12 protein-coding genes and 1 pseudogene are annotated in these 17,258 nt (G+C 65.7%); 4 read left to right on the plus strand and 9 right to left on the minus strand.

What is annotated here, in order from left to right; genetic code table 11:
• Positions 1-14: 14 nt before the first annotated feature.
• Together FBY39_RS15935 and FBY39_RS15940 are read right to left on the minus strand one after the other, a co-directional pair.
• Positions 15-1,208 (minus strand): ABC transporter ATP-binding protein, encoded by a 1,194-nt coding sequence (locus FBY39_RS15935; protein WP_141933597.1) that lies wholly within the window; start codon positions 1,206-1,208, stop codon positions 15-17.
• Positions 1,208-2,119 (minus strand): ABC transporter permease, encoded by a 912-nt coding sequence (locus FBY39_RS15940; protein WP_260838034.1) that lies wholly within the window; start codon positions 2,117-2,119, stop codon positions 1,208-1,210. The genes FBY39_RS15935 and FBY39_RS15940 overlap by 1 nt, the downstream gene beginning before the upstream one ends.
• Before the next feature lie 160 nt (positions 2,120-2,279).
• Here FBY39_RS15940 and FBY39_RS15945 point away from each other — a divergent pair, with 160 nt between their 5' ends.
• Positions 2,280-3,131 (plus strand): NAD(P)-dependent oxidoreductase, encoded by an 852-nt coding sequence (locus FBY39_RS15945; RefSeq protein ID WP_141933600.1) that lies wholly within the window; start codon positions 2,280-2,282, stop codon positions 3,129-3,131.
• Positions 3,132-3,150: 19 nt separating this feature from the next.
• On the opposite strand, the gene FBY39_RS15950 is transcribed toward FBY39_RS15945, so the two are convergent.
• The 4 genes from FBY39_RS15950 to rfbA all read right to left on the minus strand — a co-directional run bounded on the left by FBY39_RS15950 (position 3,151) and on the right by rfbA (position 8,567).
• Positions 3,151-4,356 (minus strand): alginate O-acetyltransferase AlgX-related protein, encoded by a 1,206-nt coding sequence (locus FBY39_RS15950; protein WP_141933602.1) that lies wholly within the window; start codon positions 4,354-4,356, stop codon positions 3,151-3,153.
• A complete protein-coding gene (locus FBY39_RS15955) occupies positions 4,353-5,651 on the minus strand; it encodes an acyltransferase (protein WP_141933604.1) in 1,299 nt (432 codons plus the stop codon). Before FBY39_RS15955 ends, FBY39_RS15950 begins: the two co-directional genes overlap by 4 nt.
• Complete coding sequence (locus FBY39_RS15960; protein WP_160133149.1) at positions 5,614-7,611, minus strand: rhamnan synthesis F family protein; 1,998 nt, start codon at positions 7,609-7,611, stop codon at positions 5,614-5,616. Before FBY39_RS15960 ends, FBY39_RS15955 begins: the two co-directional genes overlap by 38 nt.
• Before the next feature lie 80 nt (positions 7,612-7,691).
• The gene (gene rfbA, locus FBY39_RS15965) at positions 7,692-8,567 is read right to left on the minus strand and encodes a glucose-1-phosphate thymidylyltransferase RfbA (protein WP_141934300.1); all 876 of its coding nucleotides are present in this window, start codon (positions 8,565-8,567) and stop codon (positions 7,692-7,694) included.
• A 93-nt stretch (positions 8,568-8,660) separates the two neighbouring features.
• Between rfbA and rfbB the strand changes: the two genes are divergently transcribed.
• The 3 genes and pseudogenes from rfbB to FBY39_RS15975 all read left to right on the plus strand — a co-directional run bounded on the left by rfbB (position 8,661) and on the right by FBY39_RS15975 (position 11,390).
• Positions 8,661-9,659 (plus strand): dTDP-glucose 4,6-dehydratase, encoded by a 999-nt coding sequence (rfbB, locus tag FBY39_RS15970; protein ID WP_141933608.1) that lies wholly within the window; start codon positions 8,661-8,663, stop codon positions 9,657-9,659.
• Between the two features lie 2 nt (positions 9,660-9,661).
• Positions 9,662-10,210 (plus strand): annotated as a pseudogene (locus tag FBY39_RS16560) (dTDP-4-dehydrorhamnose 3,5-epimerase family protein); the annotation flags it as partial.
• Between the two features lie 43 nt (positions 10,211-10,253).
• Complete coding sequence (locus FBY39_RS15975; RefSeq protein ID WP_186336970.1) at positions 10,254-11,390, plus strand: NAD(P)-dependent oxidoreductase; 1,137 nt, start codon at positions 10,254-10,256, stop codon at positions 11,388-11,390.
• A 75-nt stretch (positions 11,391-11,465) separates the two neighbouring features.
• On the opposite strand, the gene FBY39_RS15980 is transcribed toward FBY39_RS15975, so the two are convergent.
• The 3 genes from FBY39_RS15980 to FBY39_RS15990 all read right to left on the minus strand — a co-directional run bounded on the left by FBY39_RS15980 (position 11,466) and on the right by FBY39_RS15990 (position 17,255).
• Positions 11,466-14,933: a hypothetical protein gene (locus tag FBY39_RS15980; protein ID WP_141933610.1), complete on the minus strand. Its 3,468-nt coding sequence runs from the start codon at positions 14,931-14,933 to the stop codon at positions 11,466-11,468.
• A gap of 113 nt (positions 14,934-15,046) precedes the next feature.
• Positions 15,047-16,027, minus strand: coding sequence for an acyltransferase (locus tag FBY39_RS15985; RefSeq protein WP_160133151.1), 981 nt, complete (start codon positions 16,025-16,027; stop codon positions 15,047-15,049).
• A gap of 115 nt (positions 16,028-16,142) precedes the next feature.
• Entirely contained in the window at positions 16,143-17,255 is a 1,113-nt protein-coding gene (locus FBY39_RS15990; protein WP_141933614.1) for a glycosyltransferase, read from the minus strand.
• Positions 17,256-17,258 lie beyond the last annotated feature (3 nt).

Consider the following 17,258-nt stretch of genomic DNA (forward strand, 5'->3'; position numbering starts at 1 on the left):
TGCCATGGAGTTCGTCACGCTGCCGTGATGCTGGCCGCTACCGTACCGAGGTTGCGATGATCGCCCGTGATGGTGAAGCGCGCACCCTGCCAGAGGACATGAGTGTCGATGTCGATGACCTCCGACACATTCGCATTCACGAAATACTGACCCGGTCCGAAGTGCGCGCTCTCGACGACGAACTCCATCGAGGAGGCGCCCGCAGGTATGGGAGGGAGCTCCACTCCGAGGCGATCGGTGTTCGAGGCGAGCACCATCTGACCGATCGGCGTGTCGATGCTGAAGCCGACCGCCCACGTGGACATGGCCTCGCGTGCGTTCACGTGGATCTTGAGTCGAAGGAGCTCGCCCACGGGGTACTTCTTGCGCTCACGTCCCGACTCGTCGAGAACCTCGATGCGGGTGACCTCGATGGGCTTCACGGGCTCCGGCGGAGGCAACTCCCCGACACGACGCCCTTCCAGAACGTCGCGCAGAGCCGAGATCGCATCCATGGTGTCACCATCGAACACGACCTCTCCCTCCTTCAAAACGATGCCCCGATCGCAGAGTTCCTGTACCTGAGCGGCGGAATGCGAGACGAGGATGATCGTGCGCCCCTCGCGCCGGAATCGCGCAATGCGTTCCATACATTTGCGCTGGAAAGCCTCATCACCTACGGCGAGGACCTCGTCGACCAACAGCACATCGGGATCCGTATGCACGGCCACGGCGAACGCGAGACGCACGAACATGCCTGACGAGTAGAACTTGACCTGCGTGTCAATGAAGTCGCCGATGCCGCTGAACTCCACGATGGACGCGAACTGATCCTCTGTCTCGGTGCGTGTCATGCCCAGGATCGACGCGTTGAGGAAGACGTTCTCGCGTCCGCTGAGATCGGGGTGGAAGCCCGCTCCGAGTTCGAGAAGTGCCGCCATCCGTCCACGCGTATGTACCTTGCCATCCGACGGCGACAGGATGCCACCGATCAGCTTGAGGAGTGTGCTCTTGCCGGATCCGTTCGGACCGAGCAGGCCAACCGTTGTCCCGGCCTTGATCTCAAAGGAGACACCGTCGACCGCGGTGTAGGACTGGCGATGAGTTCGACCTCTGCGACCCAAATGCACGACGCGCTCTTTGAGGGTGTTGTCCTTCCGAACGACGAAGTGCTTCGTGACGTCCTCGATACGGACGACGACGGGACCGATCTGCTTGGGGCGAGCCATCACATCTCCTGCGCGAAGTTACCCTGCAGCCGGGTGAACACCCGGTGCGAGATGAACAGAAGAACAAGGCCTACCGCACCTGCGATACCGATGCGCAGCATAAGGTCCTCGGGATAGTCGGCCGCCGTCCCTGCCCCCCAGAAGGCCTTTCGAAATGCGAGGACACCGAGCGTGATCGGGTTGTTGGTGTAGATCTCCAGGGCCCATGACGGGAGTCCGAGGGTTCGGAACGCGTCACTCACCATCGTCCATGCATAGACGATCGGAGAACCCCACATTGCCAGCATGATCACGACGTCGGTGACGTACTGAACATCGCGCAGATAGACGTTGAGCGCCGAGAGCAGTATCCCGAAGGCCAGCCCGTAGATGAGCAGCAGCAGCACAGCAGGGAAGAACCACAGCATTGCGACTGGCTGAGGCAGTGCCTGGAAGATGATCGCGCCCCCGAGCAGGACGAGGCACTGCACCAGGAACATGAAGCCGGCCGCGCCGACACTCGCGAGTGGAAAGATCTCGCGAGGAAGGTAGATCTTCTTCACGAGGCCCGCGTTCGCGAGGATCGACGTCGTGGAGCCCTGCACCGCCTCAGCGAAGAAGGCGTAGATAGTCAGCCCTGCGAAGAGGAAGATCGCGAACTGCGGAATACCCTCGGCCGCACGCAGGAACTGCCCGAGGACGAGGTAGTACATGAGAAATTGAACAATGGGGCGGATGAGCGTCCAGACGAATCCCAGGACGCTGTCGCGATAGCGCGCCTGAAGATCGCGCCGCACGAGAAGCCCCAGCAGATCACGACGTTCCCAGATCTCGCGGAACTTTCCGCCGCGGACGGGGAGTTCGAGTCCTCGCGCGTCCGTTGTCGTGAAGGGGGTCTCGGCGAGCCGGGCGAACCGATCAGTCGTGTCCAAGTGCTCCACCTACGTATGCCAACTGCAACACTATACCGAGGACTCGGCTGGCAATTCGTCGCACGCCACCGTCCGGATATCCTCGACATAGCCCACCTCGAGGCGGGCGGTCGGTCGGAGGAGCCGCGGCCCCGCGCCTCGCACGAAAGGATGATCCGCCATGTCACGAGTCGTCGTCACGGGAGCTGCGGGCTACCTCGGTCCCCACGTCGTCACGGCGCTCGCCGACCGGGGTCACGAGGTCGTCGCGGCAGTCCGTCCGGGCCGTGGATCCGAACTCGATCCTCGGGCGACCGTCGTCGAAGCAGACATCCTCGCCCCCGATTTCGACCCGGCAGTGTGGGGTCCGACACCGCACGCCGTCGTGCACCTCGCGTGGAAGGACGGCTTTCGTCACAACTCCGCGGCGCATATGTCTCAGCTGTCCGCGCACTTCGATCTCCTGACCCGACTGGCCGATCGCGGCGTCAGACGGATCGTCGCACTCGGAACAATGCATGAGGTCGGCTATTGGGAGGGCGCGATCCAGGGAGACACCCCGACAGCCCCCCTCTCGCAGTACGGCATCGCGAAAGACGCACTCCGCCGCTCCCTCGCCCTTGCGCTCCCCGCCGAAACGTCCCTCGCTTGGGCGCGCGCGTACTACATCTACGGCGACGACCGCCGAAGTCAATCGATCTTCCGCAAGCTCCTCGACGCGGCCGATGAGGGGCGGAGCGAGTTTCCCTTCACGACCGGCAAGAGCCTCTACGACTTCATCCGCGTCGAAGAGCTCGGCCGCCAGCTCGCCGCCCTCACGGACGCGGCAGACGTCTCCGGAACCATGAACTGTTGCACGGGCGAGCCCGTTTCACTCGCAGACCAGGTCGAGAAGTTCATCGCCGACAACGACCTCGGTCTTCACCTGAAGTACGGCGCTTTCCCCGACCGCCCCTACGACTCCCCCGGCGTCTGGGGCGACGCGACCGTGATCCGTGAGGTCATGGCGCGCGACTCCGCCGCGTCCGCCTGACGACGCGCGGGCGAGCGCGTCAGTATCCCGTCGTGATTCCGGGGGCGGGCGCGTTGACGAGATGACGCTCCGCGAGCTGGACGATCACGACGTCCGGCTGGTGCTGGTCCACCAGCGCGCGGTAGTTCGGCGGGTTGGACCAGTCGTCGTACCGGTGCTGAATCTGCTGCGTCTCGAGGAACGACTGACCCCAGAACGGAGTGAGCGCGTTCCCCATGGAATCGCGAAGGATGAGAGCCTTCCGATCGCTCCGTGCATTCTCGGTGCGCGTCGATGCCGGCAGCATGCCGAGATCGACCTGCGTCACGCCGTCGGTCATCGTCACTGTCCCATCGGCAGCCGTGACCTGCACGTCCGCGAACGGTTCGGCGTAGACGGGAACGGTCCACGCGGGCTCCGCGTCCGGGATGCCGGACGCGGCGTACTCGTTGAAGACACGCGTGCTCTCGACGCCGTCGACCTCGGGAACCCACAGCGGCGCGTCGGCCGGCTCAGAGGCCGCGTGGCATGCCGCGTACGTCTGCCACGCCACATAGCCACCCCAATCGGTCCAGTGGCTGTTGACGGGAGTGTAGACGGCGTCGGATTCTGCGGCAGCACGAAGGTCGGCGCGGAAGTCCACGATGGGCAGATCCGCGGACGCGGCGAGGAACTGGTCGAGCGGCGTCGAACCCACGATGCCGTCGGTCCACTCCGGGAGTTGCTCGGGGTACACGCTGGTCGCTGACGGGCTGATCTGGATCGACAGCTCGATGCCCTGCTCCCGGAGGGCCGAGTCGAGCGTCACGAAGTACGTGTGCCAGGCCTCGACCTCGGCGACCGTCAGGTAGCGGCGGCCCACGGCCTGCGAGAAATTCTCCTCGACCTGGTCGTTGTAGAACGCCCACCCATCACGACCGGTCACGACGGGCCCGGCGAGGGCGTCGGCGTTCGCGGCCCATACCTCCGCCGCGGATCCGTCCGCCTCGATCCAAGGCTGCCCATCCGGTGGAGCGATCGACGCGCGGCACGCGGCGGCGGCCGCCCCGTCGACGCGGGACGCAGATTCCACGGCGGCGGGCGCCGATGCGGCCGTATCGAGACGATACTGCGTGACCCACCCGATGACGGCAGCGGCGACGGACAGGATTGCGAGGACGACGAGCGGGATGTCTCGGTAGCGGCGCCACCAGCGCGGGCTGGGGATCTGCGCACCGTGGACGATGTCGGGGCCCGTGGCGGTCATGCGCCACCGTCCCGCGGACGGGTGATCGCAAGATCCGGCCCACCCACTGCCGGGGGCGTCGTCGTCACGCCGTCCGCGAGAAGCGGCATCGCAGCGACAGCGCCGGCGTCAGCAGAGCGCGCGGCCTTGGCCGACGCGCGTGCCGGGTCCAACCAGTCCAGCGCCGCGTGTCTCGGTTTCTGCGTGCGGGCGAGCAGCGACTGCAGCCACTTCGGCGTCCAGTCCTTGAGCTGCAGCGCAGGTCGCTCGATGAGATGCCAGCTCAGGTAAGCGTAGATGTGGCATCCCGCGACGATGACGAGGTGATAGACCAACCATCCCGCGTTCTGCAGCCCGAAGTATGCCCCGAACTGCATCAGAGGCCAGGCGATGATGTAGATGCCGTACGAGAAGTCCCCGTGCTTGTCCCAGTTCTTGAGGAACTGGACCTTGATGGCGAACCAGATGAGCAGGTAGCAGAAGGCGTACTGGCCGACGACAAGCCAGCCGCCCTTTGCGTAGGTCCATCCCGCGATGAGGACGCACGCGATCGCGAGTCTGTTGTCGATGGGGATCTTCTCGCCGAAGAGAGCGAACAGGATGCCGAAGGCGAACGGCGCGTAGAGGAGCAAGACGCGATAGTCGCCGAACGCAGGAGTGAGGGACGCGATGTTGCCCATGCCCAGCCACTGCATCATCGCGAGCAGAATGATCCCGGTCGCGATGATTCCGCCGATGAGTCGGTTGGAGAGGGCCCCGATGATCCCGAGGATCGCCACGAGGATGTAGCAGCCGAACTCGAACGCGAGAGTCCACGCAGACCCGTTCCACTCGAACCCGCCGTGGATCGTGTAGAAGGGAAGGCTCGTCCCCATCTCCGCGATGTTGTGCTGCATGAGGGGAAGCCACATGTTGTTTGAGAAGTAGGTCAGCGGCGATTCGATCGCGGCGTTCCAGAACCCGTCCATCGTCCCGTTCTCGCGCATCCACGCGATCGGCGCGAGAACGTAGGCTGTGACGATCAGGACGAGGAACCATGCCGGGAAGATGCGCATGATCCGACGCCAGAAATAGCGGGGGGTCGATGATCGACCCATCTTGCTCTTCGTGATCAGGAAGCCGGAGAGGAAGAAGAACCCCGCGACCGCCACCCCGCCGAGCGACTGCTCCGTGCTCCACTGCGTCCCGAGGTCGTGACCTCCGTAGAAGCCGGCGAGCGGGCCTGCGTGGGAGAAGATGACCATGAAGGCCATGAGCCAGCGCAGGAAGCCGATGCTGTTACTCCGCGGGTCGAAGCTCGCCTTCAGTGAGGTCACCTTCAACCTCCTCGCGGTATCTCTTGATCTCTCTGTAGTGACGAAGTCGCCAGATCCACGCGTGTGTCATACGTGCAGGTCGATCGAGGGGCCGCAGTGCTGCCGCCAGTTTCGGGTGATTGAGCTTGAGGTAGACCCGGGTCAGTGCGACGATCCCCCCGTGCCCCAGCCAGCCCGCGCGGTGGAGGAACTGGATCTGATCTATGGGGTAGCCCGGCATCGTGGCGCCCATCTGGTCGAGTTTGAAGTCCAGCGCCGCGTGACTGATCGCCGTGTGCTCTGTCGTGGAGATGGTGCGGGTGTGGTAGCCGCTCTCGGCGGCTGCATAGGCGATGAGCCGCTCTTGCACGTGCGCAAGGCTGCCGTCCATGTGCTTGTTCGGCGCGGCGTACTCTTCGTACTTCCACTCTCGATCCGTGAGGACCTTGAGCGCCTCCGGTCGCGCGAACCAGAAGCAACCGTAGGGGGCCAACGGCGAGATCTCGTCGAAGGGCACCTTGATTCCGAGTTCCTCCGCGAGCTTCTCCGCGGGCACCTTGTTCGCGTACCACCCTCGGCCCATCGTCGGGTAGCCGATGTGGATCATCGGCGGGAAGGCCAGTCCCAGACCGCGCTCCTTCTGGAAGAGCGCCACGGCGTTGGCCGCATATCCCGGCGAGTGCAACACGTTGTCGAGCTGCTGGTACTTGAAGTAGCGACCGTGGTTGAAGGAGTCCTGCACGGTCTTCTTGGAGTGGATCTTGACGATGAGGTCGTACCGCCCGACCTCGAGGACGTCCCGGCACGCGATGAAGAAGGCCGAGAGATCACGACCGCGATTGGACGGGAGGACGCGGATCTCGGAGTGTCCCACTTTTTCATCGGCCCGCCGGTCGAGCACGTGGCGGATCGCGTCCGCCTTCGTCTGATCCGTCGTCGTGATGTAGAGGTCGAAGGTGTCCGGCAGCATGATGAGCCGATCCATCAGCTCGTCCGTCATGTCGTCGTAGAAGATGTGCACGACCGCCGCCATACGCAGGGGTTTCGACGCGTCGTATGACACGTCGACGTCTGGCAACACTTCCATCATCGAGGCATCGGCGTACAGCGACTTGGGAGGCGAGTTCTTCGCGAGATTCTGGAACATCATCTCGACGGGGTACCCGTACCCCGCCGCCTTCTCGATCGTCCAGCGACCGATGACGGCATGCTGATCGAGGTATGGCGGGTAATGGAAGAACGCGCGACGTTTGAGCGCGGGGCAGCCGTCATCGATCAGCAGATCGGCGTTGAAGAGCGCAGGGTGCCGCGACGGGTAGTCCTCCCACGAGTAGGCGACACCGTCGATGAACCCGAGTTCCTCGAAGTGGTGGGTGAATCGCGTCTCGTGATTGAGGATCGAGTCGACGTAGGTCGTGATCATGGGCATCGTGTCCCAGTAATCGCGAAAGTGAGGACTGGTGAACATCGCCCGGCGGACGGCGATCCAATGCGACTGGATGTGCCGGTGCATCTCCCCCGTCCGGGTATACGGGTTCGGCTTCTCGCCGGGATAGTCCGTCATTCCCCAGAAGTGCACACGTTCGGCGTCCATGCGCTCGAACAACGGCGCGAAAGAGCGCACAGGCCCGAACCACGTGTAGTTCATCAGGATGAGTTCGTCGTACTCGGCGAGGCGATCCGCGCCGAACTCCGCCATGGCTTCTTTGTAGCCCCACACGTCGAACCCGATGTTCTCTCGCACCCACACCGTGTCGGCGACGGACTCCAGTCGGGCGTGGCCCGCATCGGTGAGCTGCCCGTTGACGACGACGAAGATGTGTTCTGCGAAGGGCCGGAGTTGGGACAGCTTGTAAACGATGTAGTCGTCGACATCCCCGCGGGTGTCGTGCAGGAGATAGAAGACGACCCGCCGCCCGTCCTGCGGGAAGGGAATCGGATCCGCCACCTCGGCGCGCTGTTCGATATGCAAAAAGCTCACTCCTCGATACGGCGGTCTTGTCGCGCGCAAATCGAAATGCAGCGGTGCTTTCACCGCCGACCAAAGGGGATTCTACCCGTCTAGCTGTGATGACCCTGCGCTAGCACTTCCAGAAGGTAGCGGCCGTAGCCGCTCTTGACGAGAGGCTCGGCACGCGCGCGCAGCTCGTCGTCGGAGAGGAAGCCGAGACGCCACGCGACCTCCTCGGGTGAGCCGATCGAGAGGCCCTGCCGCTTCTGCACGGTGCGGATGAACTCCGTCGCCTCACTGAGCGAGTCGAATGTGCCGGTGTCGAGCCAGGCGGTTCCTCGCGGAAGAACCTCGACTTGAAGTCGACCGTGCTCGAGGTAGACGCGATTGAGGTCGGTGATCTCGAGCTCTCCTCGCGCCGAGGGCGTGAGGCTCTTGGCGATCTCGACGACGTCGTTGTCGTAGAAGTAGAGGCCGGGGATCGCGTAGTGGCTGCGCGGCTTTTCGGGCTTCTCCTCGAGGGTCAGCGCGCGACCAGACTCGTCGAACTCGACGACGCCGTATGCCGTCGGGTCGGCGACCCAGTAGCCGAAGACCGCCGCGCCCTCGAGGTTCTCGTAGCGACGCAGGCGTGTTCCCATGCCCTGCCCATAGAAGATGTTGTCGCCGAGCACGAGGGCAGCCGAGTCCGAGCCGATGTGCTCCTCGCCGATGACGAACGCCTGCGCGAGGCCGTCCGGCGAAGGCTGCTGGGCATACGTGAGCGAGATGCCGAACTGCGATCCGTCGCCGAGGAGGCGCTCGAACTGCTCCGCATCGTGCGGCGTGGTGATGATGAGGATGTCGCGGATGCCGGCGAGCATCAATGTCGACAGGGGGTAGTAGATCATCGGCTTGTCGTACACGGGGACGAGCTGCTTCGAGATCCCGAGAGTGATGGGGTGGAGGCGTGAGCCGGTGCCACCGGCTAGAACGATGCCGCGCATGGTGCCATTGTCTTGCATGGCGAGGGCCGAGACAAACGCGCTGCTCATCAGGTAGAGCAAAGATGCACCTCGTCACCGGCTAAACTCGGGCAAATGGAAAGACTCCTCGTGACCGGCGGCGCAGGGTTCATCGGATCGGACTTCGTCCACTACGTCCTCACCCACACCGATAAAAAGGTGACCGTCCTCGACAAGCTGACTTATGCCGGAAGCCTTGCCTCGCTCGAGGGGCTCCCGTCCGAGCGTTTCGAGTTCGTCCGCGGCGACATCTGCGACACGGAACTCGTGACAGATCTCTTCAGCCGTCACGACGCCGTGGTGCACTACGCCGCCGAGTCGCACAACGACAACTCGCTGAGCGGCCCGGCACCCTTCGTCCAGACCAACCTCGTCGGCACGTTCACGCTCCTGGAAGCAGCCCGCGCGACGGGCATCCGCTACCACCACATCTCGACCGACGAGGTGTACGGCGACCTCGAACTCGACGATCCCGAGCGGTTCACGGAAGACACCCCCTACAACCCGTCGAGCCCGTACTCGTCGACGAAGGCGGGCTCGGATCTGCTCGTCCGCGCATGGGTCCGTTCGTTCGGCGTCCAGGCCACGATCAGCAACTGCTCGAACAACTACGGGCCCCGCCAGCACGTCGAGAAGTTCATCCCGCGACAGATCACGAACGTCATCGACGGCGTACGCCCCCGCCTGTACGGCGACGGCCGCAACGTCCGCGACTGGATCCACGCCGACGACCATTCGTCCGCCGTCCTGCGCATCCTCGAGCGCGGCGCGATCGGCGATACGTACCTGATCGGCGCGGATGGCGAGAAGTCCAACCGCGACGTCGTGGAGATGATCCTCGAGACCATGGCCCAGCCCGCCGACGCCTACGACCTGGTGGTCGATCGCCCGGGCCACGACCGCCGTTACGCGATCGACTGGTCGAAGCTGCGCGACGAGCTTGACTGGCAGCCCGAGTTCCGCGACTTCCGCGCCGGCCTGGAGGCCACGGTCGCCTGGTACCGCGACAACGAGGACTGGTGGAGGCCGCAGAAGGCCGAAGCCGAGGCGAAGTACGCGATCGCAGGGCAGTGACGATGGAGTACGGCAAAGCGCTCGCAGCTCACGAGACGACAATTCCCGGCCTTATCCTGTTCGACATCCCGGTTCACGGCGACAATCGCGGGTGGTTCAAGGAGAACTGGCAACGCGAGAAGATGACGGACCTCGGGCTGCCCGATCTCGGTCCCGTCCAGAACAACATCTCGTTCAACCGCAACGTGGGCACGACCCGTGGCATCCACGCGGAGCCGTGGGACAAGTTCATCTCGGTGGCCACCGGTCGGGTGTTCGGTGCCTGGGTGGATCTCCGCGAGGGCGAGGGATTCGGTCGGCTCTTCACCGCCGAGATCGACCCTTCGACGGCCATCTTCGTGCCGAGCGGCGTCGGCAACGCGTTCCAGACGCTCGAGCCCGACACGGCGTACACGTATCTCGTGAACGACCACTGGACGCCCGACGCCCACTACACGTTCCTCAACCTCGCTGACGAGACGACGGCGGTGCCGTGGCCGATCTCGCTCGATCGGGCCGACCTGTCCGAGAAGGACCGTCAGCACCCACGACTCGCTGACGTCGTTCCCATTGCGTCCTGATCCTCCGATTCTCGACCTGTAGGAGCCATCACTCATGCCCGAGCACGTCCTCATCACCGGCGGCGCCGGGTTCATCGGATCCGCGCTCGCGCGGAGGCTGGCAGATTCGAATCATCGGGTCACCGTCCTCGATTCCCTGGTCGCGCAGGTGCACGGGGACGAGCCTCGGACGACGTCTCCTCTCCTCCGCTCGCTCGACGGAATCGCCGACGTGCGCATCGGCACCGTCACGTCGGTGGAGGACCTTCGCTCATCGCTCGACGGCGTGACCGTAGTCGTGCATCTCGCGGCGGAGACCGGCACCGGGCAGTCGATGTACGAGATCGACCGCTACGTCGACACGAACGTGGGCGGCACGGCGAAACTCCTCAACATCCTGACGAATGAGCCGCACACCGTCCGGCGCATCGTGGTCGCGTCCTCGCGTTCGATCTATGGCGAAGGCGCCTACCGCACCGCGTCGGGTGACGTCGTATTCCCCCCGCACCGCTCGGCCGACGATATGGCGGGCGGCGATTTCGACGTCCACATGAACGGGCACGACGAGCTCACGCTCATCCCCACCCCCGAGACGGCGCTCCTCCACCCGTCATCCGTCTACGGGATCACGAAGCAGTCTCAAGAGGCGCTGATCATGACGACGGCGCCGACCATCGGCATCGAGCCGGTCGCGCTGCGGTACCAGAACGTCTATGGGCCGGGCCAGTCGCTGAAGAACCCCTACACCGGGATCCTCTCGATCTTCTCGACGCTCATCAGGCAGGGGAAGTCGATCAACATCTTCGAGGACGGCCAAGAGAGTCGCGACTTCGTCTATATCGACGATGTCGTCGAAGCGACGTTCCTCGCGTGCGTGGCTTCCGACGCCGGAGGCACGGTGGCCAACATCGGATCCGGCGTGCAGACGACCGTCGTCGACGTCGTGGACGCGCTGTTCCGCGCGTTCGACACGACGGTACCCGTGACGATCTCGGGCAACTTCCGCCTCGGCGACATCCGCCACAACGTCGCAGACACGACCCGCGCACGCGAACTCCTAGGATTCGAGGCGCGCGTCCCGTTCGAAGACGGCATCGAACGATTCGTCGCGTGGGTGCAGTCCGAGCCGCTCGAAACCGACGGCTACGAGCGGTCGCTCGCCGAGATGGCGGAACGCAAGCTCCTCAAGTAGCACAGGAGGCGCACCGAACGACGGCGCCCTTCGATGCTCCGACGAGCGTCAGAGGGCGCCGTGCGTTTCCGCGCGTCAGCCGAGCGTGCCGTTGGGCACGACCCACACCTTCGACGGCACACCATACGCGGCTGAGATCCACGCGCGCGTCGCCTCATCTGCCACGGCGCCGAGACCGCCCGACGCGAGGTACACCTGCGTGTCTGACTGCTCCCGCACGAAGTGCGCGCCTCCCGCGGTGCCAGCCGAGGGCAGCCCCAGGTTCGCGCGCGGACCGAGCGCCATGAAGGTGTTCGGTGTGTAGGCGGTCTTGTCGACAGCGAGCCAGCCCTCCGTCGTGAACACATACGACTGGGCGCCCGCAGTCATCCGCGTCGGCAGATCGCGTGGGGCCGTCAGCAGGTCGATCGACGCGGGCGACATCGTCCGAGCCGCTGCGACGACGGATCCGATTCGGCTCGCGGCGGGAACCGTGAAGGTCACTCCGTCGCCTGTCAGGACACGCACGTCGCCCGCACGGTCGTCATAGACGCCCGGTGCAACGACGGGAGCTCCGAGACGAATGCCCGCGATGAGCTTCGCCGACACTGACGTCGTCGCACCGCCGATGCCGTAGACAGCCAGCACGCTGGTGTCCGGCACCTCGCGGCGCGTACCGCCCTGGATCAACCACGCGTAGCCCTCCGGCGACCGGAGGAGGGGCGCGAGGCTCCCGCCATCCGTCAGCGCCGCGATCTGGGACGCACTGAGAACACGAAGCGTCGCGCAATCTCGGCCGAAGTCGGGCACCGCGCCGCACCCGCTCATCTTGTAGCGTGTCGCACCATCGATGAGGTAGACCGCGCCCTGTGCGTCCTTGACGACCATATCGTGATTGATCTTTACCCCCGAGAGGGCACCGCTGACGACGGGCCACACCTGCGGGGGGACACCATAGGCGCGCGTGATCAGCGCGCGCTCTGCGGCGCCGGCCACGGGCTGCGCCGCACCGCTGGACACGAGGTACTCCTGACCGCTCGCGTCGTCCCTGATGAAGTGCGGACGCTGTTCGTTCGCCGCGACCACGATGCCCTGGTGTGCCTGCGAGGAGAGCGCCGCGAACAGCCCGTCACCGCCGTAGGCCGCCGCCGACACTTCGAGCCAGCCTTCGCGCGTGAGCACGAACGATCGGCCGTCGCTGCGGAGCCGGGTCGGCATCGCCCCGTCCACCGTGATCTTCGTGAAGCTCGCCCGGGTGAGTGCGCGAACGGAACCCGCCACGACACCGACCGCCTGCTCGGCCGTCAGAGTGAACTCGCCGGCGCGGTTGGCCACGATCCGCCCCGCTCCTCCGTCCGAGTACACGCCGGTGGCGAGGACCGGCTCGCCCACGGGAAGTTTGTCGGCCGTCGCGGCCGAGACCGCACTCGGGGCGGACGAAATGCCATAGACCGCGAGGATCGCAGGATCCAGAACCTGACGCATCACGCCGTTCTGCGGGAGCCACGTCGTCCCCGCGGGTGTGCGAACGAGGTCGCGAAGCGTTCCGACGTTCGCGTAGCCGTTGATCTTGGCGTTGGCGACCAATGGGAGGGATGCACAGTTCCCTCCCCACGCAGCAACCTGCGCACAATCACGCATGCGATACGCGCGCGCACCGTCGAGCAGGTACGCGTCGCCCGAGGTGCTCCGCACGAGTCCTTCCGGTGTCGTCGCCTCACCGATCACCCCGTCGAGGACGATCCAGACGCGCGAGCCGACGCCGTACGTGCGTGTAATCCACGCCTGGTCCGCGGACGATACGGCTTGGACCGTGCCTCCCGAGACGAGATACGCCTGGTCCGATGAGCGTTCGCGGATGAAGTGGGGGCCGGACACCCGCCCGGCGGACGCGAGACCTGAGGCCGCGCCGGCGGGAAGCGATGCGAACCCGAGACTCGCCGGGTAGTCAGACACGGCCACCTCGATCCAGCCATCCTCACTCATGACGAATGAGCGCCCGCTCGACGTCATTCGCACCGGCATGTTCTCCGACGCCCGCAGGAACGCCAGGGACTCGTCGGTGAGCCGCGAGGCCCCGCGCGCGAGAGCCGTGTCGCCGGCGGCGGCGGGCAGAAGGTAAGTACCGGCATCTGTTCGCAGCCGGAAGTCAGCCGACGACCCGCGGTAGACACCGACTCCGACCACCGGGGCGGCCGTGGCGTACCCGGACAGCATCGTCGGCGAGATGCTCGACGACAGCGCGGGGATCCCGAAACGCGGCAGGATGCCGAGATCGACGACCTGACGCTTGGAGCCGCCTTGAATCAGGTATGACTGGCCGTCGGCGCTCACCGTACGTTCGAGCCAGCCACCGTCGCGGTAGCGCGCGACCTGTCCATCACTTGCCAGCGGAAGCGCGCCATAATCCCACCCGAAGTCGGCAACCTGGTTCACGTCACGGGCGCGCAGCCGAGCGCCGCTGTCGAGCAGATAGACGGCGCCACTATCCGTCCGTACCGCGCGCGCGGCATTCCCGCGATCTTGGAAGGCGTCGAGCTGCGCCCGGGTGACCTCTCGCAGGGCAGAAATCCACTGGAACTGGGCGGCGATCTCCGCCGTCGCAAGCTTCCATCGCCCACCCATGCTGACGATGTATCGCTCAGACGTCCCCGACACCTGCAGAAGCTGCAGCATCTCGCCCTGTACCGAGCCGAACCAGTCCGTGAAGTAGTTGTAGAAGTTGCGGTTGCCGTACGACGAGCATGGATCGTTCGCCGCCGCGTATCCGGCCGCGAGCGCGGCCGCGTTGGGCTGATACGGCGTGTAGTAGTAGAGTGCCGCCGTCGCCTTGTTCTGGATGTAGACGGGCGTCGATCCGCAGGCAGCGTTGGGGTGGAACCGCACGTTCCACGTCTTGCCCGGCGCGTACCACGTGAAGTACTGACTCGTGCCGGGCGGGTTGCCGTACCGCTTCAGCTGCCAGGCCGCGCCGTAGACCTGATTGAAGAACCCGTAGTAGCGCGTGTCGCATGCCGCGGTGTCGGGGCACCCCTGCCCCATCGCGATGGTGTAGCGGCTCGTGCTGGGCCACGTGTGGGTCACGAGACCCTGCTCCTTCTGCAGCGTCACGAGGATCGCCTGGGGGTTGATCCCGCACGCCTGCGCCACCCGGTAGATGATGGTCGACGCGCGTTCGCGGCCTCCCCCGGGGTAAGCCGCGCACATCGCGTCGGCGTTCGTGGCGCGGGTGGTGTCGTACCAGTCCTTGAGGCATGTGTACCCGGACTGGCACGAGGGGACCTTCGACTGCAGGAAGGTCTGGATCTGCGCTTCCGACATCGTCCCGCTGTTGTAGAACACCTCATCGCTGATGATGTTGCCGGGCCGGAACTGCGACAGATCGGCCGTCTTCACCGGCGAACCCAGGGCGTTCGCACTGAGCGCGGTATCGACCGGGCCGGCAGGCGCGGCCGTCGCGGCAGGTGCCACAAGCAGTCCGGCGAGGAGGGCCACGGACGAGGCGATGACGGTCACGGTACGACCGAGCTGCGCACGGATGAGCGACACACGAGAGGGACTCATGTGAACAGTGTGACTGAAGTTGCGCCTGAGTACCACCTCTCGCCACGAGTTGACTACAGCGACGCGCCGAAGTCGCACATCTCACAGGGAGGTGTGCGTCGAGGTGCGCGCCGTCAGAAGGAGCGCCGCGTGAGGCCGCGGGGCCGGAGAGCATCCTGATCGGACGCGCCCGGCCAGGGCATCACGAACAGGGCATCGACGACGGCGAAGCGGCGCAGCCAAACCAGAGCGGCGCCCACGACGAGCGGCGCGAGAACGCCGAGTCCTACGTGGAGCTGCCAATCCCACAGCCAGGCCGCTCCCAGCAGGCTCGTCACGATGATCTGGATGGGGTAGTGGACGAGGTAGAAGACGACCGAGTTGCGCCCGAGGTACCGCAGAGGCCCAGTCCACCGATCGGCGATCTTGCGCGCGAGCAGGATGAGTCCCCCCACGCCGAGGATCGTCGCGGGCGCGTAGATGAGCTCTTCATTGCGCAGCGGGATGAGGAAGACGACACCGCGCTCCTGCAGCACGTATGCCGCCGACAGTGCGAGCGTCACGACCAGCGCGGCCACGGTCACCTTCGGACTGTCGAACCGGCGCAAGGAAGCCCGATAGGTCCACAGGGCGTGGCCACCGAAGAAGTAACCGGCGTACAGGAAGAATCGCGTCCACTCCGGATCGGGCACGACCGCCGAGATCGCCCAGAGAAGAAGCGGCGAGAGCCAGGCGGGTACGCGGACGACCACGGGTGCGATCGCGAAGTAGACCGCGAGGAAGAAGATGTACCACAACCAACTTGTGGCGACCCAGTCCTGCCACGCCGGGAACTGCGGCGGCCAGACGACCAGCCAGTAGATGGCAACCCACACCACGTACGGCCACACCAGTGCTCGGATCTTCCCCAGCGCATAAGGCCACGGACGCTTCTTCAGCGCGCGGCTCAGCAGCATTCCCGACAGCGCCATGAGCATCGGCATGCGGTACGGCGTGACGGCGGCGTTCAGATAGTCGAACACGCGCGGCGACGGGACTCCGGACAAGAGTGCCGGAAGAGCGATCGCGTGTAAAACGACGATGAGCAGGATCGCCACGCCACGGAGCGTGTCCATCCATGTGAGTCTCATGGCGTCCTTCGGGCAGGTGTCGACAGTCGCTTCGGGCAGGTGTCGACTATCGAGTTAACTCCCTCAGCAGGCAGAACGCCAAACACGCGGGCCGAGAGGTTCACAGATCGGCGTGCAGGCCCCAGACCTTGTCGGCCGCCTCGCGCCACGAGAAGACCTTCCCGCGGTCACCCGCCATCACGGCGAGGCGATCGGCGGATGCCGTCGACGACAGCCCTTCCGAGAGTGCGGCTCCGAGGGCCTCGGCATCCGTGGCATCCACGAGCACTCCCCCGTCGACCACGACCTCACGGTGCACGGCGGAGTCCGACGCGATGACCGGCACGCCGAGCGTCAGTGCGTCGACGACGCGCCACGGGAAGCTAGCGCGGCGTGACGGGGCGACGAACGCGAGAGCGGCCCCGTACACGGCGGCACGGTCCCCCTGCTCCAGCGCGCCGCGCGCGTGCACGCGACGCTCCGGGATGCCAGCAGCCGACGCGAGGTCGACGACGGCGGGTTCGAGCCCCTCGGGCACGTCGATGACGACGACAGGCAGATCGATTCCGGATGCCGCGATCCCGGCAAGTCCCGCCGAGAGCTCGTGCGAGGGCATCGGGCCACCCGACAGCAAGAGGTACCCCTCGGGAACGCTCAGGCCTCGACGTCGTCCGATCTCGTCTCGCGGCACGGCGAAGTCGAGCGGAGACGCCCCAGAGATGACGCGGAGCCGATCGCCGAGCTTCGGCGCGATCTCCCGCACGCGCTCGGCGAGTGCGTGCGTGGGGACCACGACGGCATCCGCGAACTTCACCGCACGCTTGAGCATCGCCTTCTGCCACATCGCAGCGCCCCGCGGAAGCTCGGCGCTCGATTCCCACGCACGGACGTCCCACACGGACACGACGGTCTGGTCGTTGCCGTGGACGCGGTCGTGGCGGACGAGCGGGGCGAAGAGCGTCGGTGAGTGGATCATGCCGCCGCCGATGCCTGTAGCCACGCCCATCTGCAGTGCCGTCGCGAGCTCTCGGCGGGGCAGCGCCGCCCGGTGGACACCGGCCAGACCGGGGACCCCCTCGACCTCGTCCTTGCCCGCAGGCGCGATGGCCTCGACCTCGCACCCCGCGGGGGTCGCGAGCACGAGGGCGCGCGCGAGTTCGCGCGACGCCTCGACGAGCTCCGGATCCGTCGGCGCGACGAGCTGGTCGAGCACGACCCGCAACGTGGCGACCATGGC

Origin of the sequence: Microbacterium sp. SLBN-146 (genome assembly GCF_006715145.1) — a bacterium.
GTDB lineage: Bacteria > Actinomycetota > Actinomycetes > Actinomycetales > Microbacteriaceae > Microbacterium.

What these genes read in the sequence shown, in the direction of transcription:
- FBY39_RS15975 (WP_186336970.1), top strand. Translation starts at nt 10,254, where the DNA reads ATGCCCGAGCACGTCCTCATCACCGGCGGCGCCGGGTTCATCGGATCC.
- FBY39_RS15980 (WP_141933610.1), bottom strand. Translation starts at nt 14,933, where the DNA reads ATGAGTCCCTCTCGTGTGTCGCTCATCCGTGCGCAGCTCGGTCGTACC.
- FBY39_RS15985 (WP_160133151.1), bottom strand. Translation starts at nt 16,027, where the DNA reads ATGGACACGCTCCGTGGCGTGGCGATCCTGCTCATCGTCGTTTTACAC.
- rfbB (WP_141933608.1), top strand. Translation starts at nt 8,661, where the DNA reads ATGGAAAGACTCCTCGTGACCGGCGGCGCAGGGTTCATCGGATCGGAC.
- FBY39_RS15990 (WP_141933614.1), bottom strand. Translation starts at nt 17,255, where the DNA reads ATGGTCGCCACGTTGCGGGTCGTGCTCGACCAGCTCGTCGCGCCGACG.
- FBY39_RS15945 (WP_141933600.1), top strand. Translation starts at nt 2,280, where the DNA reads ATGTCACGAGTCGTCGTCACGGGAGCTGCGGGCTACCTCGGTCCCCAC.
- FBY39_RS15935 (WP_141933597.1), bottom strand. Translation starts at nt 1,208, where the DNA reads ATGGCTCGCCCCAAGCAGATCGGTCCCGTCGTCGTCCGTATCGAGGAC.
- rfbA (WP_141934300.1), bottom strand. Translation starts at nt 8,567, where the DNA reads ATGCGCGGCATCGTTCTAGCCGGTGGCACCGGCTCACGCCTCCACCCC.
- FBY39_RS15950 (WP_141933602.1), bottom strand. Translation starts at nt 4,356, where the DNA reads ATGACCGCCACGGGCCCCGACATCGTCCACGGTGCGCAGATCCCCAGC.